This is a genomic window from Christiangramia sp. (assembly GCF_029937855.1).
In the GTDB taxonomy this organism is placed as follows: Bacteria; Bacteroidota; Bacteroidia; order Flavobacteriales; family Flavobacteriaceae; genus Christiangramia.
In genome coordinates, this window is record NZ_JAPYPC010000022.1 from 38,313 (window position 1) to 62,781 (window position 24,469).

General features: G+C 36.8%; 18 protein-coding genes. 11 read left to right on the plus strand and 7 right to left on the minus strand.

What is annotated here, in order from left to right; all coding sequences use genetic code 11:
* The first annotated feature begins 11 nt into the window (after positions 1-11).
* Genes Q1K34_RS12115 through Q1K34_RS12150 form a run of 8 tightly spaced genes read left to right on the plus strand, consistent with a single transcriptional unit; the run spans position 12 to position 15,019 of the window.
* Positions 12-2,396, plus strand: coding sequence for an ABC transporter permease (locus Q1K34_RS12115; protein ID WP_300439103.1), 2,385 nt, complete (start codon positions 12-14; stop codon positions 2,394-2,396).
* Between the two features lie 53 nt (positions 2,397-2,449).
* Positions 2,450-4,825: an ABC transporter permease gene (locus tag Q1K34_RS12120; RefSeq protein ID WP_300439105.1), complete on the plus strand. Its 2,376-nt coding sequence runs from the start codon at positions 2,450-2,452 to the stop codon at positions 4,823-4,825.
* A 22-nt stretch (positions 4,826-4,847) separates the two neighbouring features.
* A complete protein-coding gene (locus Q1K34_RS12125) occupies positions 4,848-7,286 on the plus strand; it encodes an FtsX-like permease family protein (RefSeq protein WP_300439108.1) in 2,439 nt (812 codons plus the stop codon).
* A 51-nt stretch (positions 7,287-7,337) separates the two neighbouring features.
* The gene (locus Q1K34_RS12130; RefSeq protein WP_300439111.1) at positions 7,338-9,743 is read left to right on the plus strand and encodes an ABC transporter permease; all 2,406 of its coding nucleotides are present in this window, start codon (positions 7,338-7,340) and stop codon (positions 9,741-9,743) included.
* A 10-nt stretch (positions 9,744-9,753) separates the two neighbouring features.
* The gene (locus tag Q1K34_RS12135; RefSeq protein ID WP_300439114.1) at positions 9,754-10,518 is read left to right on the plus strand and encodes a head GIN domain-containing protein; all 765 of its coding nucleotides are present in this window, start codon (positions 9,754-9,756) and stop codon (positions 10,516-10,518) included.
* 19 nt (positions 10,519-10,537) lie between these two features.
* A complete protein-coding gene (locus tag Q1K34_RS12140) occupies positions 10,538-12,922 on the plus strand; it encodes an ABC transporter permease (protein ID WP_300439117.1) in 2,385 nt (794 codons plus the stop codon).
* A 14-nt stretch (positions 12,923-12,936) separates the two neighbouring features.
* Entirely contained in the window at positions 12,937-13,602 is a 666-nt protein-coding gene (locus tag Q1K34_RS12145; protein WP_300439120.1) for an ABC transporter ATP-binding protein, read from the plus strand.
* 10 nt (positions 13,603-13,612) lie between these two features.
* Complete coding sequence (locus tag Q1K34_RS12150) at positions 13,613-15,019, plus strand: TolC family protein (protein WP_300439123.1); 1,407 nt, start codon at positions 13,613-13,615, stop codon at positions 15,017-15,019.
* Here the strand turns inward: Q1K34_RS12150 and Q1K34_RS12155 are convergent.
* The 7 genes from Q1K34_RS12155 to Q1K34_RS12185 form a co-directional block, all read right to left on the minus strand.
* Complete coding sequence (locus tag Q1K34_RS12155; RefSeq protein ID WP_300439126.1) at positions 15,016-16,038, minus strand: hypothetical protein; 1,023 nt, start codon at positions 16,036-16,038, stop codon at positions 15,016-15,018. The genes Q1K34_RS12150 and Q1K34_RS12155 overlap by 4 nt on opposite strands.
* A 100-nt stretch (positions 16,039-16,138) precedes the next feature.
* Positions 16,139-16,795 (minus strand): ATPase, encoded by a 657-nt coding sequence (locus Q1K34_RS12160; RefSeq protein ID WP_300439129.1) that lies wholly within the window; start codon positions 16,793-16,795, stop codon positions 16,139-16,141.
* Positions 16,779-17,543 carry a hypothetical protein gene (locus tag Q1K34_RS12165; RefSeq protein WP_300439132.1) on the minus strand — a complete coding sequence of 255 codons (765 nt, stop codon included), beginning with the start codon at positions 17,541-17,543 and terminating at the stop codon, positions 16,779-16,781. Before Q1K34_RS12165 ends, Q1K34_RS12160 begins: the two co-directional genes overlap by 17 nt.
* 3 nt (positions 17,544-17,546) lie before the next feature.
* Entirely contained in the window at positions 17,547-17,828 is a 282-nt protein-coding gene (locus Q1K34_RS12170; protein WP_300439134.1) for a helix-turn-helix domain-containing protein, read from the minus strand.
* Between the two features lie 867 nt (positions 17,829-18,695).
* Positions 18,696-18,872, minus strand: coding sequence for a hypothetical protein (locus Q1K34_RS12175; protein WP_300439135.1), 177 nt, complete (start codon positions 18,870-18,872; stop codon positions 18,696-18,698).
* A gap of 270 nt (positions 18,873-19,142) precedes the next feature.
* Positions 19,143-19,976, minus strand: a complete 834-nt coding sequence (locus tag Q1K34_RS12180) for an RteC domain-containing protein (RefSeq protein ID WP_300439137.1) — start codon at positions 19,974-19,976, stop codon at positions 19,143-19,145.
* Between the two features lie 95 nt (positions 19,977-20,071).
* Entirely contained in the window at positions 20,072-22,477 is a 2,406-nt protein-coding gene (locus Q1K34_RS12185; RefSeq protein ID WP_300439140.1) for a bifunctional aminotransferase class I/II-fold pyridoxal phosphate-dependent enzyme/GNAT family N-acetyltransferase, read from the minus strand.
* 221 nt (positions 22,478-22,698) lie between these two features.
* Here Q1K34_RS12185 and Q1K34_RS12190 point away from each other — a divergent pair, with 221 nt between their 5' ends.
* The 3 genes from Q1K34_RS12190 to Q1K34_RS12200 all read left to right on the plus strand — a co-directional run bounded on the left by Q1K34_RS12190 (position 22,699) and on the right by Q1K34_RS12200 (position 24,440).
* A complete protein-coding gene (locus tag Q1K34_RS12190) occupies positions 22,699-23,067 on the plus strand; it encodes a hypothetical protein (protein WP_300439143.1) in 369 nt (122 codons plus the stop codon).
* 20 nt (positions 23,068-23,087) lie between these two features.
* On the plus strand, positions 23,088-24,005 hold the full coding sequence (locus tag Q1K34_RS12195; protein WP_300439146.1) for an AraC family transcriptional regulator: 918 nt from the start codon (positions 23,088-23,090) through the stop codon (positions 24,003-24,005).
* A gap of 147 nt (positions 24,006-24,152) precedes the next feature.
* Positions 24,153-24,440 carry a DUF6520 family protein gene (locus Q1K34_RS12200; protein WP_300439149.1) on the plus strand — a complete coding sequence of 96 codons (288 nt, stop codon included), beginning with the start codon at positions 24,153-24,155 and terminating at the stop codon, positions 24,438-24,440.
* The last annotated feature ends 29 nt before the right edge of the window (positions 24,441-24,469 follow it).

Consider the following 24,469-nt stretch of genomic DNA (forward strand, 5'->3'; position numbering starts at 1 on the left):
ACATATAAAAAATGTTTAGAAATAATTTTAAAATAGCGTTGAGAAGCCTGAAAAAAAATAAGGCATATACTGCTATCAATATCCTGGGGCTGGCGGCCGGAATGGCGAGTTTCATTATTGTTCTTCTAGCTCTTAATTATGAACTGAGTTATGATACCTGGGATCCAGAACTCCGGCAAGTTCATAAAGTGTCCATGCGTGTAAAAGATGAAATTTTTGAAGCAACCCCTGCACCATTAGCCTCTTTTCTCAATGAGAAATATCCCAAAGTGGAAGCAGCTACTTCCCTTCAGGGAACTGGTGAATACGAAATACTTATAAGTGCAAATGAAAAAAGTATTTATCAAAAAGGATTTACCTCAGCAGACTCTCTCTTTTTACAGGTTTTTCCTTATCATCTAAGTCAGGGAAACAGGACTACGGCATTCAATGCTCCAAATGCTGTTTTAATCAGTGAGGAACTTTCGCAGAAACTCTTTGGGGATGCAAATCCCATGGGAGAGACCATTAAGGTTTTTAATGTCATGGAAGGTGTGATCACAGGCGTCATGGAATTACCGGAAACACCCTCTCATCGTAATATGCATCTCGTAATGCGAGACCCATACGAACAACAGAACTTTTTCTGGAATAATCATTCTTATGAGACTTATATCAAACTTCACCAACAAATTCCTGAACTTGAACTAGAAAAAGACCTCAATAGGATCTATTTTGAAGAGCGAATATTGCAAGATGAAAATTTAAAGGAAGCTTATAAAAAATCGGATAACAAAACTATCCTATTTACTGATTCGGTTCCCGATATTCAAAATTTTTCGAAATACGGTTCCAGTAATATTAAAACAATTTCTATACTTTTTATCCTGGCAGTTCTCCTCCTTCTAATAGGGGCAATTAATTTCAGTAATCTTACGGTAGCCAAATCTCTAGGAAGAACCCAGGAAATTGGAGTTAGAAAGGTCCTGGGATCAGGACGAAAAAACCTGATTTTTCAGTTTATGAGTGAAACGTCCTTACAATGTGCTATTAGTTTAATCATAGCACTAAGTGTTGTTTTGATAAGTTTACCCTATATCAATAGTTCCCTTAATCTTCAGTTAAGCTTTTGGGCACAAAATTCCTGGTCTTTATTCCTCCAGATTGGTCTTTGCCTTTTTATCCTTGTTTTACTTTCGGGCATATATCCATCTTTTTATCTCTCTGGGTTTAAAATTGTGAATGTTCTAAAAGGAAATATTTCTTTTGGAAATAAGGAATGGAGTTTTAGAAATATACTGGTGATATTTCAATTTATGGTAACGGTCTTTTTTGTTATTGTCATTTTGGGAGTAAACAAACAGCTCCATTTTATTCAAAACAAAGATAAAGGATTTACCGGGGAGCAGGTCATGCGTATTGAGGCTACACAACCTACCCGGGAGGAGGGCTTTCAGCAAGCACGAAACGCACTACTTTCCATACCCGGGGTTAGTAGTATCTCAAAAACAACTACAGTACCCGGCGATAAAATAGCAGATTCTTCTACCTATAATTTTGACTATAAAGGTGAGAAAATAAGAATGGGATCGGTAAAGGTAAGCACCGATTATTTTAAAACTTTGGAAGTTCCATTACTTGCGGGACGATATTTTAATGAATCTTTTGCAGATCAAAATACCCGTAACGCAATTATTAATGAAACTGCAGCAAGAAAATTATCTTCTAACCCTATTGGAGAAACCATTTCGTTTGGCGGATGTGATGAAGGAACTGTCAAGATAGTGGGAATAGTAAATGATATAAACGTACACGGTTTCCAGTCTAATGTGAAACCCGCTGTCTATACTATTGAAAATAAAGCCTGCATGTACCAGTCTGGTGGAGCTATCCTGGTAAAACTCAAATCAGATAATATTAATTCATCCATAACCGAAATACAAGAGGAATGGAAACTAATTGAACCTGATTTCCCTCTGCGATATTCCTTTCTGGATGCAAATTTTGAAAAGTTATTTAGTTCTTATTTAAGGCTGGAAAAGATCATTAGCTTTTTTGGTGGCATTGCCATCTTAATTTCAATCATGGGCCTATTTGCCTTAACCGCTTTTATGATTAGGCAGCGAAATAAAGAAATAGGGATACGAAAAGTTTTAGGGGCAAATATTAAAGATCTTACTGCGCTTTTAGGCAGAGATTTTTTAATCCTGGTATTTATAGCAAGCTTAATAGCCATTCCCATAGGATATTGGGCGCTTAACGAGTGGCTTCAGGATTTTGCTTATAGAACCACGATTCAATGGTGGATTTTTGTGACAGCGGCATCTACTGTATTTTTAATTGCACTTTCCATCGTGAGCTTCCAAACTGTAAAAACCGCTTTACAAAATCCTGTGAAAAGTCTCAGAACGGAATAAACAAACCAAACCTTAAGTTTTTAAAACTTGTAAGGTTTAATATCACCGAAATAATGTTTAGAAATTACTTAAAAATAGCGTGGAGGAACATTAGAAAAAATAAGCTTTTCAGCTTTATTAATATCGGTGGCCTGTCACTTGGCCTTACAGCCTGTATCCTTATTATGTTCTATGTTTCTCATGAACGTAGCTATGACATATTCCATGCAGATTCAGATAGAATATTTCAATTAGAAGGAAAAGCAAAATTTGGAGATCAAACCATTTATATGCAGAACTTTAATCAGGTAGTTGCAGATGCCATGGTTGAAAACTCTCCTTCCGTTGAATCAGGCCTCCGAATAAATTCGGAATATAAACCGGTAGTAGTAAAACCCATGGAAAGAAAATCTCAGAGTTTTTCTGAGCCAAATTTCTTTTATACCGATGAGAATTTCTTCAATTTCTTTTCTTTCAATCTTCTTCAGGGAAATAAAGAAATTGTTTTAGCGAAGCCATTCAGCTTGGTCATTTCCGAAGACATAGCAAAGAAATATTTTGGACAAAGCGATCCCATAGGGCAAAAACTCGAAATTATAAAGGATAGTACTTATCAGTTTCAGATAACCGGAATAGCCGAAAACAGCCCCTCGAATTCCAGCATTCATTATGATTTTATCACTTCTATTGCTACCATGGAAAAAATGAAAGAGAATGAACGCGATTTCAGCTCTCAAATTTTTCAGGGTGGGTCTTTTGCAACTTTTCTAAAACTTGACACTAGCGAAAACATACAATCAGTTATTGGAACTGCTCAAAAACTCAGTACAAATGCTAATAATAAATCAAAAGATGAGTATTCTCTGGAGCCATTAGAAGATAAACATTTAAAGTCTGGAAATGATAACGGCATAAAATATCTGGATGTATTTCCCCTTATCGCCCTGTTTATTTTATTACTTGCACTAATTAATTATATGAGTATTACCACTGCGCGCGCTAATTCCAGGGCAAAAGAAATAGCTGTGAGAAAAGTAAATGGTGCAGATAAAAAAAATATAGCGTTTCAGTTTTATGTGGAATCTGCTTTATACGTTAGCGTGTCATTTATAATAGCAGGAATATTAAGTTATATTTTTGAAAGACCATTTTTTAATTTACTGAATATTGATATTGACGGTGTCTTCTTTTTCCATCCAATATTTCTGATTATCCTTGGTACAATCTATCTTGTAAGTATACTATTAGCCGGTATATATCCTTCCATTGTAATGTCTTCCTTTAACCCAATAGAAAACTTTAGAAAAAAATCTCCTGGAAAATTTGGTGGAAACTTAATTAGAAAAATTTGCACAACGGCTCAGTTTACTATAGCCGTAGTTTTAATTATCGGCGGTATTATAATAAAACAACAAATGGATTATTTAAAAACCTTAAATACCGGCTTGGATCGTTCCGAAATTTTAATGGTGCCTCTACAAAAAAGCATGGGAAATAATTCTCGTGCATTTAGAAATGAGATTGAAAAAATTCCTGGAATAAAAAGTACTGCTATTTCAAAAAATCAAATTTATGATGGATATGATATATTTTTCGCTTCTGCTGAAAATACAGAGTCATTAGCCCTTCCTCTAATGCAGGTAGATGATAATTTCCTGGAGGTTCTTGAAGTAAAATGGCAATTAACGCCGGTAAATAAAGAATTGATAACCGCTGAGAAAAAAATAATAATAAATGAATCAGCAATTGAAAAATTTAGCCTTAGCCCAGATCCCAGAGGGGAGTTTATAGAATTGGCGGGAAGCCCTCAAGAAATTGTGGGCGTAGTGAATGACTTTAATTATGCTTCCCTTGAAGACCCTATAGATGCCCTGGGACTTAAAATATCAAAACGAAACCAATTTTCAGGGACAGGCTGCCTATATATAAAATATAGCAACACCGTAAACCTGCCGGGTCTTATTTCCAAAATATCTGATAGTTATACTAGATACGATTCGGAAACACCATTAGAATATCAATTTATGGACGATAAATTCAATGCCCTCTTTAAATCTGAAGAGCGCTTAGCAACAATGTTTGGTTTTTTTATCATATTGACTATAATAATTGCTGGACTAGGACTTTTAGGGCTTGCAGCTTTTTCGGCGCAACAAAGAGTTAAAGAGATTGGAGTTCGAAAAGTTTTAGGGGCCAGTGTATTCCAGATAACCAGGTTATTATCAAAAGATTTCATCAAACTTACAGCATTAGCAGTTTTAATTGCATCACCAGTGGCTTGGTTTCTAGCAACTAAATGGCTTGAGGATTTTGCCTACCAAACGAAAATTGAATGGCCGGTATTTGTATTTTCAGGATTATTTGCGGTATCTCTAACCTTATTTATTGTGTGCTTTCAGGCACTAAAAACAGCCATGCAAAACCCGGTTAAAAGCCTTAAGACAGAGTAAATCATCCATCAAAAACTTCATCATGATCAGAAATTATTTCAAAATTGCGTGGCGGCATATCTGGAAACATAAAATATTCTCATTGATCAATATCATTAGCCTTGCCATAGGTTTAAGTGCCTCCTTTGTAATAGGGATGATGGTGTACTATGATTTTACCTTTGACAAATTTCATCCCGATGGTGATCGTACATACAGAGTTACTACTCAATTTAATGATCCTGAAGGTGGCCGTGTTAGTGCTGGGATTCCGTTTCCATTAGTTGATGTGGTTAAAAATGATGTTACAGGATTAGAAACAGCCGCTTTTTTCCACCAATTCCAATCAGTTAATGTAAAACCTACGGGAACTGAGGAGCTATTCAAACAACAGGATTTTGTGGTATTTGCTGACCAAGGCTATTTTGAATTACTCGAATACCAATGGCTTGCTGGCTCCCCCCAAAAAACATTATCTAAGCCCAATGAGGTTGTACTTACAGAAGATAGAGCAAGACTCTATTTCCCTAATTTATCCCCATCCCAAGTAATGGGAAAAACATTAAATTATAATGACTCTATACCTGCAGTCGTTACTGGAGTAATAGCAGATTTTAAAGAACGTAGTGATATAATCTTTCAAGAGTTCCTATCACTACATACGGCTCCTCAAACCAATATTGCCCATCAAATATCAGGTAATAACTGGTATGGTGTTTACAATACATCGCAACTCTGGGTCAAACTTGAGAAGAAAACTTTATTAAATAACTTCCAGGCTCAATTGGATGATATCGCAGAAAAACATCAAATGAAAGAAGATGTGAAATCAGGATCAACCCGTGAATTTCACATTCAACCTTTAACGAATCTGCACTTTAATAACGAATTAGGTATTTACGATCCAGAAACGGCTGTAGCAGATAAGAAAGTTCTCTTCATGTTAGGATTGGTAGCACTGTTTTTATTGCTATTAGGATGTGCTAATTTCATCAATCTTAATACCGCACAAGCCTCAAAAAGAGCCAAAGAAATAGGCATTAGAAAAACACTGGGAAGTTCCAAAGGCCAGTTAATCTTTCAATTTTTGGGAGAGACATTTTTGCTGACAATTTTTGCTGGGATTGTATCGGTCCTTTTATCTTTTTGGCTTTTAAGAATCTTTGATGATTTTATAGCCGAAGGCATTGATATATCCCTATTGATGAACCCAGTCATCTTGTTCTTGATAGGATTATTACTCGTTATAGTAACCATTACGGCAGGATTTTATCCAGGAATTATTTTGTCAAAATTTAAGCCCGTGCGTGTGTTAAAAGGAAAAAATACAGAAGCTGGCAGTAAAAACGAACTTAGAAAATTCCTTACCATATTCCAGTTTACCATCGCTTTTGTCTTTATTATCTCTACAATTTTAGTTGGTAAACAGATTAGTTTCTTGATCAATAAGGATATGGGTTTTAAAACTGAATCTGTTGCTTTTATGGAGACACCTTATTATCTTTCTAGTTCAGACAAACAAGAACTTCTCGCCCAAAAGCTTGCAAATCTATCCGCGCTTAAAAAAGTAAGTTTAGGCGGTCAGTCGCCAGCTTCTTTTGATCAATCTACTACTTTTTTTATCTCCAATCATGATGGGATAGAAAGAAAAACAAGTGTACGCATGCTTTTTGGCGATACAGAATACCTCGATCTGTATGAAATCCCAATACTTGCTGGTAGAACACCCTTAAATGACACTATTAAAGAAATAGTCATTAATACAAAAGCCCTTGAAAAAATGGGATTCACAAACCCAAGTAAAGCTTTAAACCAAACGGTGACCTCTGGCGGCGTTCCCTATTCCATTACAGGAGTGATGGCTGATTTCAATCAAGGCTCCCTCAAACAAGAGATTGAACCCATGGCATTTGTCGGCGGTATGTGGCACTCTAGTTTTGAGGTCATTCATTTTAGCTTTTCTACTGAAAATTACGAGGACTTAAGCACCACGTTGGCACAAGTAGAAAACACGTATAAAGAGGTTTACCCTGAAGAAACGGTTGATCTAAAATTTATGGATGAAACTATCCTTACCTTTTATAAAAAAGAACAAAGCATGTCAAAACTCATTACTTGGGCTATGGCTCTTTCGGTTTTGATAAGTTGTCTGGGACTTCTAGGATTAGTAATTCACACCACAGAACGCCGTACGAAGGAAATAGGAATTCGCAAGGTGCTAGGCGCATCTATTAGGCAGATCAACATCATTTTGTGCAAGGACTTTTTGATCTTAATCGTAATAGCTTTTGTTATTGCAGCCCCCATTACATATTGGTTACTTAATGATTGGCTACAGGATTTTGCCAATAGAACGGAACTGAGCTGGTGGATCTTTGCCGGTGGTGGTTTTTTTATGATTGTTTTAGCTCTGGCTGTAATGAGTGTAAAAACAATAAGTACAGCATTACAAAAACCCGTTAAAAACCTAAGAACTGAATAAACAAAACAACCTCACAGGTTTGGAAACTTGTGAGGTTTAAAAACATTTATCATGATCCGAAATTATCTTAAAACCGGCTCGCGGAATATCATCAAGAACAAAGGTACATTTGCAGTAAATATTATCGGGCTAGCACTTGGAATAGCGTCAGTGATCATGATTATGCTGTATGTATTGGATGAACTAAGTTATGATCGTTTCAACGAAAAGGCAGATCAGATAGTTCGGGTGGTTTTTAAAGCTGAAGTGAACGGAGAACAAATGAACGAAGCCGTAGTGATGGCTCCTGTCGCGCAAACCTTGAAAAATGATCTACCGGAAGTGACTCAAGCAACCCGGCTGGCAAAATCCTATAACAATCGTCTGGAACATAAGGGTATTTATTACGGCCAAAGCGAATTGGGATATGTTGACCCTAATTTCTTTGATGTATTTACACTGCCTATCATCAATGGAAACAAAAATACCCCGCTCGATGAACCCAATTCTGTGGTTATTTCTGAATCTTTAGCTAAAAATATCTTTGGTAATACCGAGCCCATAGGAAAAACGATCACAGTTTCAAACCGGGATGAGCAATTATACGTTTCCGGGGTAATGAAAGATATTCCGAAGAATTCTCATTTTCACTTTGACTTGCTGGTTTCCACACTTGGATATGATCAGGCACAAAAGACGAGCTGGATGGAATCAGATTTTTTTACATACCTGGTCTTAAAGGAAGGTGCCGAAGTTGCTGAAGTAGAAGCAAAATTACCCGCAATCACTAAGAAATACATGGGACCGCAAATGATGGAGGCTATTGGAATGTCTTACGAAGAATTTCAAAAGGATAATGATATAGGACTTTTTCTTCAACCTTTAACTGATATTCACCTGCATTCAGATTTTTCTGATGCAACCACCCTTGAACAAGGTGGTGATATCAAATATGTTTATATTTTTAGTGCTATTGCTATTTTTATGCTGGTCATCGCATGTATTAATTTTATGAACCTGGCTACGGCCTCTGCATCCAAACGGTCAAAAGAAGTAGGCATTCGAAAAGTACTTGGATCTAATAAAAATCAGCTTATTTATCAGTTTTTAGCGGAAGCTTTTATCTCAACGATTATCGCCGCTGTCCTGGCAAGTGTTCTTTTCGCTTTGTCCATCCCATTTTTTAATCAGCTCGCAGGAAAAACCATCGAATTTTCTACCATATTAAACCCGGCATACCTCCTCTCCCTTTTAGGTTTAATCTTTCTGATTACTATACTGGCAGGCGCTTATCCTGCATTTTACCTATCTTCTTTTAATCCGCTAAATGCCTTAAAGTCGAAATTTTCAGGAAACGGTTCAGGAATACGTAGCGGACTTGTAGTCTTTCAGTTTGTGATTTCTGCAGGGCTTATTCTGGCGACTTTAGTAGTGAGGGAACAAATGAACTATATTCAAAATAAGGATCTCGGATACGAAAAAGATCAGCTCCTGGTAATCAAGGACACCTATCTTTTGGAGAATAATGAAGATAATTTTATCCAAGAGATCGAAAATGATCCCCGTGTAGCTAGTGTTACCCATTCTGCATTCGTACCGGCCGGGGAAAGTGATAATGAAGTAGGAGGAACTTTCCAAAACGGTGAATTTTTACGCCGAATGTATTTCTATAATGTTGACGAGAATTATATCCCAACCTTGGGAATGGAATTATTGCAGGGGCGAAATTTTTCAAAAGAATTTGGTGATGAAAGTGATAAGGTGATTATTAACGAAAAAGCTGCTGAAATCCTTGGCTTTGGAAAAGATGCCGTGGGCAAAACCTTTCAGAGAGATACCCGGGAAGGTTTGAAAGACATCACTGTAATGGGGGTAATTAAAAATTTCAACTGGAAATCATTGCACCAGGAAATAGAACCGCTCATTCTGAAAAAGAATCCATACGGCGGAGTCATCTTAAGATCAAAATCAGCCAATATGTCGGGGATTATTGAAAAGCTGAATTCTACTTGGAATCAATATAATCCAAGGGAAGTTTTGAACTATAGTGTGCTGGACGACTCATTTCAACATACCTATTTAAAAGAACGTAAAATGGGAACCATTCTTACACTCTTCGCGATTCTCACCATTATCGTTGCCTGTCTTGGATTATTTGGCCTGGTAACTTTTACTGCAGAACAGCGATTTAAAGAGATTGGTATTAGAAAAGTTCTGGGATCTTCTGCAACACAAATTGTAGCACTTTTATCAAAAGACTTCCTAAAATTGGTGGCTGTCTCTTTCTTGATCGCTTTCCCGCTATGTTTCTATTTAATGAACAGGTGGTTACAGGATTTCGCCTACCGGATCAATATTCAATGGTATTTATTTGTGTTGGCTGCCGTGATCACATTAGGAATCGCCTTTCTCACCATTGGAATAAAGAGTTTTAGGGCGGCCAGCATCAATCCTATTAAAAGTTTAAAAACCGAATAAATATAGTAATATGAAAAAGTCAGTTTTAATTAAAAGCAAATTATTGATCGTTTTATTGATAAACGTTTTCAGTTTCAATTTAAGCAATGCTCAATCTGAAACAGTTGAAGTTTCCAGCTTTTCTGAAGTTACGATAAGTCCTTATATCGAAGTGGTCTTCAAAGAATCTGATGAAGAATCTGTGGTAATCGAATATTCCCGGATTGAGCGCAACAAGATCAATATAGAAAATGATGGAAAGGAACTGCATATTTACCTGGAAGATGCTAAGATCGTTTCAAAAGAAGAAGAGGTTGAGATAAATGGTCGTGAAATGGATCGCTCTATTTATAAAGGTACAGAAGTACGCATTACGGTAAATTATAAGCAGCTAGAAGAAGTTGAAATTCGCAGTGAAGAACAAATCACATTCGAAAATCCAATCAATACTGAAGACTTTGACCTGGACATATATGGCTCTACCAAAGTCTTTTTTGAAAGTATCACTGCTAAAGATTTTAAGGTTGCCATTTATGGAGAAAGCTATCTGGAGGTAAAAGGTGGAAATGTAGGGTTTCAACACTACCGTTGTTACGGAAAAAGCGAGATACATACGATTGATCTTCTTTCTAAAGAGACCAAAATTGCTGCATATGGAAACAACCATATCATCGTAAATGTTTCTGAAAAACTAAAAGTTTCTGCATTTGGCGAAGCGAGAATTCAATATAAAGGGAACGCCAAAGTGAATAACGGACTCAAAATAGGAGAAACCGTCATTCAAAAAATCGATTAAATCATCGAAATATTCATCTATGTTTAAAAATTTCATCAAAATATCCTGGCGAAGAATTAAAGCCGACAAAACATTTTCATTCATCAATATTCTTGGGCTGGCTATAGGCCTTACCATTACGCTTCTTTTGTTCCTTTTTGTTATGCAGGAACGCAGTTTTGACCAGATGTATGTGAATAAAGAGCGTATCTACCGGGTAATCTTCCATACAACCGATAAGCGAGACAATGAGATCTGGGCAACTGTACCCGCCGCATTGAAACCGGCCGCTTCTGAAGAAATTCCGGAAGTTGAAAGATCTGCCAGACTTTGGGATCATGATTTCGGAAAAACAGCCTCTATTGAAGCTAATCAAGAACAATTTACCGAGCCTAAATTGTATTATGCCGATCGTGAATTCTTTGATATTTTTCAACTGGAATTTATTCATGGTAGCGCACAGAATCAACTGGAAAAACCAAATAGCATCGTCCTTTCAGAGTCAACTGCTAAAAAATATTTCGGTAATGCTAATCCCATTGGGGAGATCATTAGTATCGATAACAAAAAGAAAATGGAAGTGACCGGAGTTTATAAGGATTTCCCCTCAAATTCCAGCCTGGATGGAAATATGATCGCTTCTTTTAGTTCGGTAGGTTTTTATAATGATCCCACGTGGGGAAATGCCAGTTTCGAAACTTATTTTTTATTAACTGAAAATGCTGATGTAGCTTCTGTTCGTAATAAATTACAGGATGTGGTAGACACCAATGTTCCAAAGGAAGATCAATGGTACACCCTGGGATTACAACCTTTAGAAAGAATGCATCTCTTTTCTTCGAATATAAAAAGTGCTTATTCTTCTAAAATCGGGAGTATCGAAGAGGTAAGGAATTTTAGCCTGCTGGCAATTTTAATTCTGCTTATTGCATGTATTAATTATATGAACCTGGCCACCGCAAGATCTCAAAAAAGCACGAAAGATGTGGGCATCAATAAAACCCTGGGAGCTCCCAGCAAGTTACTTATCCTACGATTTTTTACGGAAACCGGGTTTGTTACCTTGCTCGCTATTATCCTATCTATCATCCTGACGGTCACAACGATTCCACTTTTTGAAAATATTGTGGGTACAGAACTTTCCCTTCACTTTCTATGGTCATTCCAATTCATAGCGGCGATCATCGGGATTTGGATTATTACCACTTTTATAGCGGGTTCTTTTCCTGCCTTTCACCTTTCAAAATTCTCCCCCATGGAGGTTATTAGGTCTGGAAAGGATAAAGAGAGTTTTACCGCGCTGCTAAGAAAAGGACTGGTAGTTGTTCAGTTTTCAGCTTCTATTATTTTGATCATCAGTGCTATTGTAATCTACAATCAGCTGGAGTTTATACGGAATAAAAACCTTGGTTATAACCCCGAAAACACCCTGGCTGTATCTATTGCTGCGGTGAATTCTGAAAATGAGCAGGAAACATTAATTAAAGAATTTGAAGTGCTGCCTGAAGTTTCTTCTGCTACTATGACCCAGGGATATCCGGGCATTTCAGTAAGTGGTCGTTCGCTCTATAAAAATATGAATTCAGATGAGGCGATGTCCCTGCAAACCAATCGTGCGACAGGAGGTGTTGTTGAAACTTTACAGCTAAAATTACTCGCTGGAAAAGATCTTCCAGAAAATAAACAGGAAGGAGATTCGATCGTAGACGTGGTACTAAATAAAAAAGCGGTGGAATTTCTGGGAATAAGTCCGCAGGAAGCCATAGGCAAAAATCTTATTGCGCAACTTGGACCTAACGCTTACGTAATAGGAGTAGTAGATGATTTCAATTTTTCCTCCCTGCGGTCTCCAATTGGCGGCTATGCTTTTAATAATGGTTTTGAACCTCTAAGGTATATGCTCGTTCGTTTTAAAACCGAAGATCTTCCCGAAACTTTAGATAGTTTTAAAAATCGATTTAACCAGGTAGTTCCGTCTTCTGCATTCGATTATAATTTCCTGGACAAGAATGTAGAAAAAATGTACGAAAGGGATCAGCGTACCGCCTCCATCGCCCTGACCTTTGCCGGACTGGCAATTTTTGTAGCCTGCCTTGGTTTATTTGGACTTGCTGCCTTTATGGCTGAACAGCGCACTAAGGAAATAGGAGTTCGAAAAGTACTGGGTGCAAGTGTAGCTGGTATCACCAGGTTACTCACTAAAGACTTTATCAAACTGGTTTTAATTGCGCTGATCATTGGTTTTCCTATGGCCTATTGGCTTGTTAACAAATGGCTTCAGGAGTTTGTATACCGTATAGAAATCAATTATCAAATTTTCTTATATGCCGGGATCATAGCAATTTTTATTGCACTGGCCACGGTTAGTTTTCAGGCGATAAAAGCCGCAATTTCAAATCCTGTAAATTCATTACGCAACGAATAAATAAATTTTAAAAAATGCTAAAATTAGAACACATTTATAAATGGGTTTCAGCCGGCGGGAGAAGAATTTTTCTACTGAACGACCTAAGTCTGAAGGTTGAAAAAGGAGAGTTTCTTTCTGTGATGGGTCCTTCTGGATCTGGAAAATCAACTTTATTGAACATAATTGCCATGCTGGACGAATTCCAGGAAGGAGAATATTATTTCGAAGAGGAGGCTATTCATCAATTGAAATCGAAAAAGCGAACAGAGATTTTTAACCAAAATATTGGCTTTATTTTCCAGGCATATCATTTACTGGATGATCTCACTGTCTATGAAAATATTGAAACTCCCCTACTTTATAAAAATGTAAAGAGTTCAGAAAGGAAGGCCCTCGTGGGAGATATTCTGGATCGTTTTAACATTGTAGGTAAGAAGGATCTTTTCCCACATCAGCTAAGTGGGGGACAGCAGCAACTGGTAGGAATAGCCAGGGCGCTAATAATAAAGCCAAAACTCATTCTTGCCGATGAACCTACCGGAAATTTAAATTCTAAGCAAAGCGACGAGATCATGCAACTATTTCAAGATCTAAATAAAGAAGGGGTTACGATCATCCAGGCAACCCATTCTGAAAGTAATGCCAAATATGGTTCCAGAACTATACACCTATTAGACGGAAGCGTCTCCAAAAAATAAACTTATCATTTTGAAAAAATTCATCATTCTATTTATTATCATCACCCACGGAATCTATGCTCAGAATTCTTCTGAAAAAGCATTATCACTAGAAGAATGTATTCAGATCGCATTGGAAAATAATATTGATCTGGAAAGATCTAAACTGCGATCAGAAACAGAGGAACTCAATTTCCGTGGAACCAAATCTGATGTTCTACCTGCCATAAACGCTAGTTATAGTTACGCAGTAACTAAAGGGCGGAGTATTGATCCCTTCACCAATGATGTAATAGATCAACAATTTAATTATAGTAATGCCGGTTTGCGATTGAATACACAAATTTTTAATGGATTTGAATTAAGGAATAGTATCCAGCGGGACCGTTTCAATATGCAAGCCGCAGAGGCGGAAAAAGAAGCCGTCAGGCAGCAATTGGTACTGGACGTTACACTTGCATATTTTCAGATTTTAAATAATCGAGACCTCCTCAGGATTACAAAGTTAAGACTAAAAAGTACCGAACAGCAAATGGAAAGGATCAAAAGCCTGTATGATGAAGGAGAAGGGAATCCTGCTGATTATAGTGATATCAAAGGACAACTAGGTAGCGATATGTCCGCTGTAATAGCTACAGAAAATCAACTAAAGCAGTCAAAACTCAATCTCGCCCTACTAATAAATTTAGATTCTAAAATTAACATCGAGGAGTTCCACGTATTGCCAGAAATGCAGGAATATGCTTTATCTGCGGAAGAAATTTATTCCGAGTCACTGGAAAATCTGGAAGTTTTTGAGGGACAGCGATTACGAATAAATGCTGCAGAAGAAGATGTAGCGGTAGCGCGATCTTTATTTTCCCCGCAAATTTCCCTTTTTGCCCAGCTTAACACTAATTATTCAAGCCTGGCCAGCTTATTAAATGAAACCGGAACCCAGATCGTAGAAACCGGACAGTTTATTAGTATTGACGGTATTAATTATGCCGTTCAGACCAACCAGAGCCAGTTCTCCCAGCAGGATATCCCTTATTTCGATCAGCTCAATAATAACCTCAGCAGTGTTGCAGGCATTAGTGTGGATATCCCGATTTTCAATGGATTCAGAGCAAAGAGACAGGTAGCCTTAAAGAAGATCCAGCTGGATGATGAGCGACTTCAATTGGAAAATACAAAGAATGAATATTTACAAGCGATTAAACAGGCGCTTTCTGATATGAATACGGCTTACGAGGATTATTTTTTACTCCAGGAACAGGTTGCAGCTTATGAAGAATCCTACGAGATAAACGAAATCAGGTTTCAAAACGGTGTTTCTAATCTTGTTGCATACATCATAAGCAAAAATAATCTGGATCGTTCAAGAATCAATCTTGCAAATGCTAAATACGAATATTTAATTCGTACAAAGATTCTTGATTATTACCGGGGGCTTTAATTTACTTCAATCCATAGTAGTGGATGTTCACTTGCCTGCTGTCTTTTTTCCTTTAATGTTGGATACACCACCCATTGCGAGGGAAAACCTGCCCAAATGCCCCTGCGATTAATTCCGGCACTTTGCACACGCTTAAACAATTTCGGAGACATAAGTATGTAATCTTGTTGTCGCATATTAATACCTTTTCGATAAGCACCCAATCGATGGTATTCGGTTTTAGATTTATCCATAGGGCTCTGAAAATTGGGATGGCGACAAAGATCTTTTAAATCGGTTTCCTGTAAAATAGGGGCCAGCGAATAGCAATAGGCAGGGGCATGAAAAGTGCCCATTACCAAGATATTTTCAATTCCTCTTTTACGAACAGCTTGGTATAATTCGGTGATTCTTTTACTTTGTTTCAAACGTTGTTCATCTGCCTTCTCCTTATCCTCATTAGCATCCTGCAATTGAGCAGACAAAATCCACAACCGCTCCTTTCCCGGCAAAATGATTTCATATGAAAGGCAATTCCGTTTGAAAATCAACTCTCCATATTCATCCTTATCTTCGGTAAACAGGCAAAGATTTTCTATTTTGTATCCTTTTTTTAGCAAAAGCCCCTGCTCTACTCCTTTGAGATCATTTCCCGGCACGACCACAATACTCTGATAATTTAAATTCGGGTATTCCGGCAATATCCTTTTATTTAGACGCATCAAACTCTCCCTATCTTCAATTTCCTGTAACAGAAGTATATCAGCCCTTGTCTCTGCAAGCAGTCGAGCTTTATGAACAATGGACATTGGATCAAGAGCTCTGTTCATCAGCTCCACCCATCCATTCCACCTATTTGCCGATGTGGCTTTTTCTGAAACCGGATACTCATAACCTCGCGCATACACCGAAGCTCCTCGGCTACGTAAAAGGGCATATCTGTTATTGTCCATTTTATCAAAACTTAGAAGGAATGAGAGTTCCTGCATACGATCCAGATCACTAGTATTTTTAAAACGTTTGTTTACTAATCGATCCATCTCCGAGATCCAATTCAGTACACACCGGTTTGTCGGTTTCTCCAGCAGACTTCGGTGCCGGAAAAATAAATTCTGAATATTTAAAAATGCTATTTTCATACTATTTTCTTTTATCAATGCTATCGGGTTCAAAAGCCACTAAATTGAAAAGTTGCCGCATTCGGCTCCGCACCCTTGAGCCGTACTTTTCTTCCAGTTCTTCAGCATTTAGATTTGTGGTAACATGGGTTTTTACTTTATGTTCTAGAAACAATTCGTACCGGGAAAGCATAATCTCACCTATCACATTACAATCCTTGCCATAATATTTTCCTAAAGGTTCTACCCCCATGTCATCAAAACACAGAAAACTGTTACTCCCATAATCTTCAATGATTTTATATCCGATATGATTAAATCCGAAAACAATATTCCTACAGGGAATTACCTCATAGCTCCTTTGGTGCGGCACCAGGTAGCGGAGTAGCTTCATCAGGCTGGTTTTACCACAACCTACAGGACCGCTTAACAGCAAGCCTTTATCCGGATTAAGCTTATATTTTCCGCAGTTCTTGGGATCACGGATGAAATAATTACAGAGCCGATGTATTAAGCCATGGTCTTCCGGGTAAATTCTGAACTGCTGTCCGAATAATAACTTGCCTTTCGCCTCCAGATATATCAGTATTTTTTTGAAATCATAGATCATTTCTTCACCGTTATAATTTCCCAGGCTGTATTCCATACCGCCTTCCTTGATTTTAGAGGGGTTGATCATATCTCTTGATTTTTTTGGTTTTTAGATTATCTTGATATCCAACATCCTCCTCAACTGGTTTTTTAAAAGCACGTCCCATCCAGGATATAGCTATAGCTTGCCAGTCCCGAATTTTCTGTCCGTTGCTCGTCTTCCAGTGCTGATCCTGGTAATACTCAAAAAATCTTTTTCCTTCATCAGCAGAAAAACCTTTTTCTTTAAAAAACTTTACAACAGCCTCCTTGCCATTTGGCAGTTTATTATTGTTTACCTGTTTATTACTGTTTAAGGGAGATACTGGAACTGGTTCAGTACTTGTCTCCTCCTGGCCCACTACTTGTCCATTACTCATATCATGCTTATCCTCTACTTGATCGCTACTTGTACCAGTCTTGTTTTTAACTCCTCCAATACTAGTATTAAACTCGTCTTCTAACTGTTCCAATCTTGGATCATAGTCTGCCCCATTGGGCAGGGTAGTTTTAAAAACGACCATGCTCACTTTACTGCTCTTATATGGGTTCTTGGTAGGGAAATAATGAATGTAACCCCACTCATTGAGCTGAACCAGACAGCCATGATAACTGCTTTTTGAAGCTATTTTTGAAACCCGCATGATATCGTTACGATTTATAAAAAATTCACTGGCGAACCGGCTAAAATTCCATTCCTGGAACAAGGCCATATATAAGCTGATATGGGTGGCATTGAGACGGTCATCATCATAGAATTTTTCGTAGACTGCGTTAAGTAGTTTGATATAATTCATCTTCTAAAAATTATTGTTGATCTTGTTATTGGTAAGTATCTCTTGAATATCCAAGGCATCGTAGTAGATAATCCCGCCCATCTTAGTAAATGGTAAAGTTCCATTCACCCGAAAATTCTGGAGAGTACCGGGTGAGATTTTAAGCATTTCCATAACTTCGGTGGACTTTAGCCATTTTTTGGCTATGACTCCTTTTTGCTGCTTTTTGAACAATTCTTTAATTTCTGAAAGCAATTCTTTTTTGAAGGCTTTCAGGTCTTCGGTGGTAATAATACTTGCTGGCATAATAAAACGTTTTTAAAAATCCCACCACAGGTGATACATTTTAAAGCAGTGGGATTTAAGTTGAATTGATTTTCGTTTTACAAATTTGCCATGGATTGGGGGTATTCTTTCCCAATACGGATCGGACTACGAAGAATTTTAACAATATAAAATTTGAAGGCAGATACTATGAAATAACATAGTAATCAACAGAGAAACCACGAAGAATTATCATTCAAAGGAAGGAGAACAGTATAATTGAAAAATCGTAGTCAGGTACGTATACCGAAAAAATAAGTTTTAGGAAAATTTGAAAAGAATAAGAAAGCAAGAATATAATAATTTTTTAAATCTGTTTAACAGATTACTATAATAATTTTACTGTGGAATTTTTTACTTTTATTTTGTAATACTTTGGATTATTATAAAATAAATCGATCTTATATACCTACCTTAGAGCGATATATTATTTTTCTTCCTTTTAATTCCTAGCAAAAAATCGCCCCCCGGCTTTTTTATTTTTCGAAGTCAGTTATTGAAAATAATTCACCATAAAATAAGCTTTATAACTATTAATTATAAGCCTACTATTTCTTATCTTACTAAATTTTTTGGGAATGTTGATGATGTTTTAGGAGGTGGATTTGCAATTATCGCTGTTATAGTGTTGATTTTATTTTATAAAACCTTCAAATAATGACTTCTTGCTTTTATTCCTATAAAATGAAATAATATTCATCGCTGGATTATTTCCTTCGCTATCTCCTAGGCCTGTAATAATTTATATGGGTACGATAATAAAAACGCTTAAATTCACTTTTTCTGAAAATGGCATTTCTCAATTATTGGTCAACCCCATACTATGTTTTAAGAATTGTAACACCTTCTTTAAAAATCTATACAGGATTCCTTTTTCTCTTTCCGGCTTTTAAGAATTTCTAATTCTTTCATCTCCCTATCGATAGTTTCCTGATAGGTTTTATTCTGCTTTAGCATTTTCCACCATAGAATAACTGCTATGATAACTACAATCGTCCCCACTATATAATATATCCATAATATCATGCCAATCCATTTTATTTCATCAAGGTGGATACCTCTTAAAGTTTCTTATTTTTTTCTTAAATATTCCAAGAGAACCTATTTTATGTTAAAAACAGAATAGTAAAAATAACCTAACCTGGGCATAAGTTTTAACTATATAAAACTAGTAATTAACACTTTACACAACTATAATTGAAAATCATAAGTCGTATATTCTCTAATCCTTCTTCGCATTTTCCTTCTATATAAAAAAATATATTCTAAGTTAGAACACCTCTAGAAGGTCAATAATTAAACCTCATCATCACGAAGCATTTTCTGTTCCAACTGTTGGGATAACTCGTTAAGATATTTAAGACGATTGCCTTTGCGAGCTTTGATTTCAGAATAAGTTTTATAAATATTATCGAGTTTGATATTGAAAAAATCCTCGAAAGAAGTGCCAATAGTTTGAAGATCTATAGCTCCATGGTTAAGGTCTCCAGTTGCATAAATGGCATAGATAAGTTCGACAAGGGCTGTTTTCGACCCAGACCATAGCAATACCTTATGCTGTTTCTCGGAATACAGCGAGGCATTACCGGGCTGCAGTTCCTGCAAGCACTCCCGGATGTAATGGATGAAGCGATATAATGCCTGCACTTTAGCCCATAACATATCATGTGAGGTTGCAAATTCTGGGTACTGGTAATAATTTATCGTTGGGGTAAAGGGGAAGTTATCCCTAAAATTTCGGGAAAAAAACTGGTGGTCCAGGTAATTATGGTTTTGTTCCATATAATGTACAAAGTCATTATTCTGAGCAAAAAACTTATTGACCTTTTTAATCTCCTTTTCCAGAAAGCGTATTTTATGACATGCCCCTGCTTTTGGGATGGTAAGCTCACAGGTGCGTACCTCTGTAAAGTAAATAAGATAGCTCATGGGAAATGGTTTGATATTTCTAAAAAAATCAATCTCCGAAGGAGTATCTTCAAAATCCTCTTTTTCTACCCTATATTGTAATTGTGAAAGCACCTCATTACATAAGCGAATTCCTGCCTCAGATTTTTTCAAATGGGAATCACCGGATTTGATAATCCGGTCCAGTTCTTCTGAAAATAAAGTCATTGCCTCCTCAAACATTAGGTTAGTATTTATGGAAAACAGATAATAACGTTGCTGAGCGTTCTTCAATATCGCTTTAAGTTGTAGGGAATAATTATTTGGTTGGTTTTTTATTAATCGTTTCTTAGCCAGTCAAGAGCTTCCAGGGCAAAGTTATCCCTGGTCTGCAAGTATGCGCATTTTTGTAAAACTTTAGCTCCTACTTTGCGCTTTTCAAAACCAGCGGTTAGTCCAAAATCAATTCTTGTGCTACCCAACTCCTTGGCTCTTAAAATGGTTTGGTATAAAAGCTGCCTGTATATATTGTACTCCCTGGAATATTTGTAATCCATTCCCACAACCGCCGGTGTATATATATTGTTGGAATTTTTATAGCAAAACATAACTCCTACCAGGCTCCTATCTTCCTTTAGATACACCAGTATAAATTCCCATTGGAAAGACTCATTCATATGCTCAAATAACTCAAAGGGGTAATTAAAGGTGTTGAGTCCTAAATTATTCTCTTTTACGCCCAAATAAAGGTCATAGCATTTATCTAGTTCTCCTTTTGGTAATTCCCTATTAATACGGATTTGGAGCTTTTTAGTAAAGGCTTCAATATCTTTTCTGAAATGCTTTCTGGAACTCTTGCTTAATTGTTCCATATATTCTGACTGATCCTCCCAATTAAATTCTGTAAAGACTGCTGCTTCAGGCATGGCAATTTGAACAAAACCCTTATTATGGAGAAAATCTTTTATAGCCTTATTATGAGGATCGAAATCCCGGAGGATTAAATATTGTGGTTGTAATTTTTTTTCTAATTTTTCCACTTGTTGGAGTAGCAAATTTAATGCTTCCTGCCAGTTCGTTTTTTCCTGACATAGGTATAAGTGTTCGCCTTCAGTAATCATGGAACCCATACATAAGCAAGAACTGGTATGGAGATAAGGATTAATCTGCCTTTCTTTTTCCAGTTTCACAGAAACCGATTTGGGTGCCAGCATATCTTCTTTCCACAATCCGAAAGAAAAAAAGGTTGCTAAAATGCACTTGCCTTTCGCATCCTTTACCAAATAATAAAAGAATTGATAATTATGTTCAGGCAAATTATTAGAAGTAAATACACTCTCTAAAGATTTAAGGCCCTCCCAATCATAAAAGCCATTTCCACCCACAGTTTCATTCCATAGTTTCGGATTAATCTGCTCTATTGAATCATAAGTCTCTACAGTAAGATTTGATTTAGAAGGATGTTTTTCCCGTAATTTATTGTGAGTCTTTCCAAATGCGAAGTTGACACGCTCTAAACTGGTATGGGTATCCTCAAGAGCTTTTGGAAAATTTTCTACAATAGCCTCCACAAGTCCTTTAATTTCTTCTTTCTCATTGCTTCGGGACACCGTGATTCGGAGTCCGGTGTTTTTAACTGGAACTGCTGGAAAAATCCCTGTATTCACATAATAACCAGCCTTTATAAGTCGATTAACTAAATTAAAACCTGTTTCCGGCATACCTGCTCCTATATAGAATATGGGCGAATCATTATCAAAAATTAAAGGGAGGTCGGTTTTTTTCAAACACTGATTGAAAAAAGCTATTCGCTCAAAAAGCTCCTCCTGCATTGTATAAATTTCATCACTCAAGTGAATTTTTGCCGAAGCTATGGCCGCCCCAACAGAACCAGGTTCCAACTGAACTGAAAATGTTAGTGGTCCTCCAAAATTTTTAATCCTCTGATGGATTTTCCTATCGTTGCAAACCATGACTGCTCCACTGGCACCAAATGTTTTGCTCAGCGTACCAAAAAGAATAACCCTGTCTGGCAACTCTTTTAAAACGCTCATAACATATCCGCTACCGTGTTTGCCTTTCCAACTCATGCCATGTACATCATCAAAATAAATATGAAGCTGAGGGTACTTGTTGGATAACTGCATTAATTCTTCAATTGGTGCATAATCTCCATACATGGAATACATGCCATCAGCCATGTACCAAATCTTGTCACATTTAGATTGGAGCTTCCTAATTTTATCTTCCAGCATTTCCAGGTTATTATGGCGAATCATTTCTACGGGAACTGAACGAAGCTTTAAAGGATTTACCGCACTCTGCACACTCCAATGGACCTGGTGGTCCAGTATAACGCCATCACCATCATCCACCACCGAGGGGATGACGCCTAAATGGCCAAGCGTACTATTTTTTGTTATTACTACAGGGCTGCCATAAATATCATACATCAGGGATTCCAGTTCGGCATATAACGGATGAGAAACATAGGATTTCGAAAGAGGGAATTGAGTTCCATACGCCTCTATCGCTTTAATAGCTCCTTGTTTTAATCGGTAATCCTGTTCCAGGCCTAAGTAACCGGTTGTACCAAAGTGAAAAAGCTTTTTTCCTTTGATTTGAATTTGCCTGCCATCAAAGTTCTCTCCTTCCGCATATAAGTGTAATGCTCCAGATTCTTTTGCATTGGTCATTACATCTATAACGGTGTTCAGTAAATTATTGTGTTTAATTTTTGCCATTATTTCTTGTTTTAGCCTCTATGAAGCTAACAAAAGAATCTTTAAATCAGAGCTTTGAGGAATTATATGACTTTTAAGGCAAAATGTAAACTTTAAAGGCAAATGGCTGTAAAATCTATTAGTTTAAGCTTATTTTCATTATACAGCTAATTAAAAGAAGGTTTTTACCTACAAATTGATAGATTTTATTTCATAACTTAGGATATGCAATAGGACAACAGATGATTAATGGTGAAGATTATGCGCACTTTTGGATAGAAGAGGGTATTCTGCACTTTGTTTACAAACCAAATACCGTAATAGATCTAAATGCTGCCAAAGCGGTTGTAAAAACAAGGCTACGTTTTCAGAATGGCGTACCCTATCCTATTTTGTGCGATATTAGACTATTAAAAACTGCCAGTAAACCGGCAAGAGAATATCTTGCCGAAAAAGGTTGTTTTAATGCTCTTGCGGTCGCTTTTGTCATAGATAAAGCATACTCTGGCACTTTAATTAAGGCTTTTATAAATATCAGTAACCCTTCAGTCCCTACCAAAGAGTTTACAACAATCCCCGAAGCATTGGGGTTCTTATATAAATATAATTAACTCTCGTAAATTTATATGTTATGCATAGCGCTAAATCCCCTGGTAGGGTACAGGAAATCCTGAATTTTATTACAGAAATCACCTTAGGAAATTATACCTACACGCTTCCCTTAAGAAACCAAAAAACTGAACTCGAACAAATAGTTCTTTCCTTAAATACAATGGTAGAAGAAATAGATACTGCGGTGCATCAAATTAATCTTGAAAAGAGTAAGGAGGTAATTGAAAATATTGTCTTCAACCTTGATCGCAATCTTCATATTATTTCTTATTCTGACAACGTTGGCGCAATTTTAAATTATTCAAAAGATGATTTGATAAATAAACCTGTGAAATTAGCATTAAGTGAAGAAACAAAACTACCTGAAGATCTTTTTGACCTGCTAAAACATGCCATAGAAAAAAATCTTTCCTTTAAAGTCGAGTTTAGACACCAGAGTGGCTATTTATGGTCTGGTGACGGTTACCTGCACCAAATGGTTGCCAATGGGAAGAAAACCTATACGCTGTCCGTTTTCAAAGCCGTTTATCAAAATGATAAACTAAAGAAGGATTCTAAAAATCAGAAACCAGGCACTCAAAAATACCCAAGCGAATACCGTAGTTTATTGTTACGAGACCAACGTGCTTTAGTAAGAAAGCTCCATAAATACGTAATGCAAAGGCTGGATAGAAAATTACAAAAATTACCGGTAATTGCCGGAGAAGTTGGTGGGAGTGTAAGTAAAATAAAGGTGATTTTTAAGCGTGCATATGGCGATACAATTTATGCCTTTCACCTGCGCAAGCGATTGGAAAAAGCGTATACATTGATTAAAAGTTCCAGTACACCCATTAATGAGATTGCCGAAGAATGTGGTTTTAAAAGTTTTTCTCATTTCTCAAGATCCTTCAAAAAAGAGCACGGCATGACACCTTCACAGGCCAGGAAATTCTGAATTAATATCTTTTGAGACCATTTAAAATTCTTTAAAGGCAAATGAAAAAGCCTTTATATACGGAACTTTATATCAAATCTTAATGCGCAGTAAGTAGGAGAAACCGAAAATCCTGTAAAGAGTAGGTCTTATTTAAAATTTAATATTATGAAAAAGCTAATTTTAATTCCCTTTTTGTCACTTCTGGTTGTTCTAGGAATGTCCTTTACAAATTTTGACAACGAGGACGAAAAGAAAATTGAAACGACTGCTTCCGATTATGTTTTGAACAACGGAACCTGGCAAGCAATTCCGGAACAAAACTGTAACCAGGGAAATGAAACCTGTAGGGTACAATTTGGCGAAGGTGGTCCTGTCTTTGACGTGTATGATGAAATGGATTTGAGTACACTTAAAGAAAGTCCTGTTCCAGAACCAACTATTATTAATCCTTAAATTGTAATAGTTGATCGTTAAAGTAAAAG

Bases quoted from the DNA above. Each gene is read 5' to 3' on its own strand.
- Q1K34_RS12115 (WP_300439103.1), top strand. From the start codon at position 12: ATGTTTAGAAATAATTTTAAAATAGCGTTGAGAAGCCTGAAAAAAAAT.
- Q1K34_RS12120 (WP_300439105.1), top strand. From the start codon at position 2,450: ATGTTTAGAAATTACTTAAAAATAGCGTGGAGGAACATTAGAAAAAAT.
- Q1K34_RS12125 (WP_300439108.1), top strand. From the start codon at position 4,848: ATGATCAGAAATTATTTCAAAATTGCGTGGCGGCATATCTGGAAACAT.
- Q1K34_RS12130 (WP_300439111.1), top strand. From the start codon at position 7,338: ATGATCCGAAATTATCTTAAAACCGGCTCGCGGAATATCATCAAGAAC.
- Q1K34_RS12135 (WP_300439114.1), top strand. From the start codon at position 9,754: ATGAAAAAGTCAGTTTTAATTAAAAGCAAATTATTGATCGTTTTATTG.
- Q1K34_RS12140 (WP_300439117.1), top strand. From the start codon at position 10,538: ATGTTTAAAAATTTCATCAAAATATCCTGGCGAAGAATTAAAGCCGAC.
- Q1K34_RS12145 (WP_300439120.1), top strand. From the start codon at position 12,937: ATGCTAAAATTAGAACACATTTATAAATGGGTTTCAGCCGGCGGGAGA.
- Q1K34_RS12155 (WP_300439126.1), bottom strand. From the start codon at position 16,038: ATGGATCGATTAGTAAACAAACGTTTTAAAAATACTAGTGATCTGGAT.
- Q1K34_RS12160 (WP_300439129.1), bottom strand. From the start codon at position 16,795: ATGATCAACCCCTCTAAAATCAAGGAAGGCGGTATGGAATACAGCCTG.
- Q1K34_RS12165 (WP_300439132.1), bottom strand. From the start codon at position 17,543: ATGAATTATATCAAACTACTTAACGCAGTCTACGAAAAATTCTATGAT.
- Q1K34_RS12170 (WP_300439134.1), bottom strand. From the start codon at position 17,828: ATGCCAGCAAGTATTATTACCACCGAAGACCTGAAAGCCTTCAAAAAA.
- Q1K34_RS12175 (WP_300439135.1), bottom strand. From the start codon at position 18,872: ATGATATTATGGATATATTATATAGTGGGGACGATTGTAGTTATCATA.
- Q1K34_RS12180 (WP_300439137.1), bottom strand. From the start codon at position 19,976: ATGTTTGAGGAGGCAATGACTTTATTTTCAGAAGAACTGGACCGGATT.
- Q1K34_RS12185 (WP_300439140.1), bottom strand. From the start codon at position 22,477: ATGGCAAAAATTAAACACAATAATTTACTGAACACCGTTATAGATGTA.
- Q1K34_RS12190 (WP_300439143.1), top strand. From the start codon at position 22,699: ATGATTAATGGTGAAGATTATGCGCACTTTTGGATAGAAGAGGGTATT.
- Q1K34_RS12195 (WP_300439146.1), top strand. From the start codon at position 23,088: ATGCATAGCGCTAAATCCCCTGGTAGGGTACAGGAAATCCTGAATTTT.
- Q1K34_RS12200 (WP_300439149.1), top strand. From the start codon at position 24,153: ATGAAAAAGCTAATTTTAATTCCCTTTTTGTCACTTCTGGTTGTTCTA.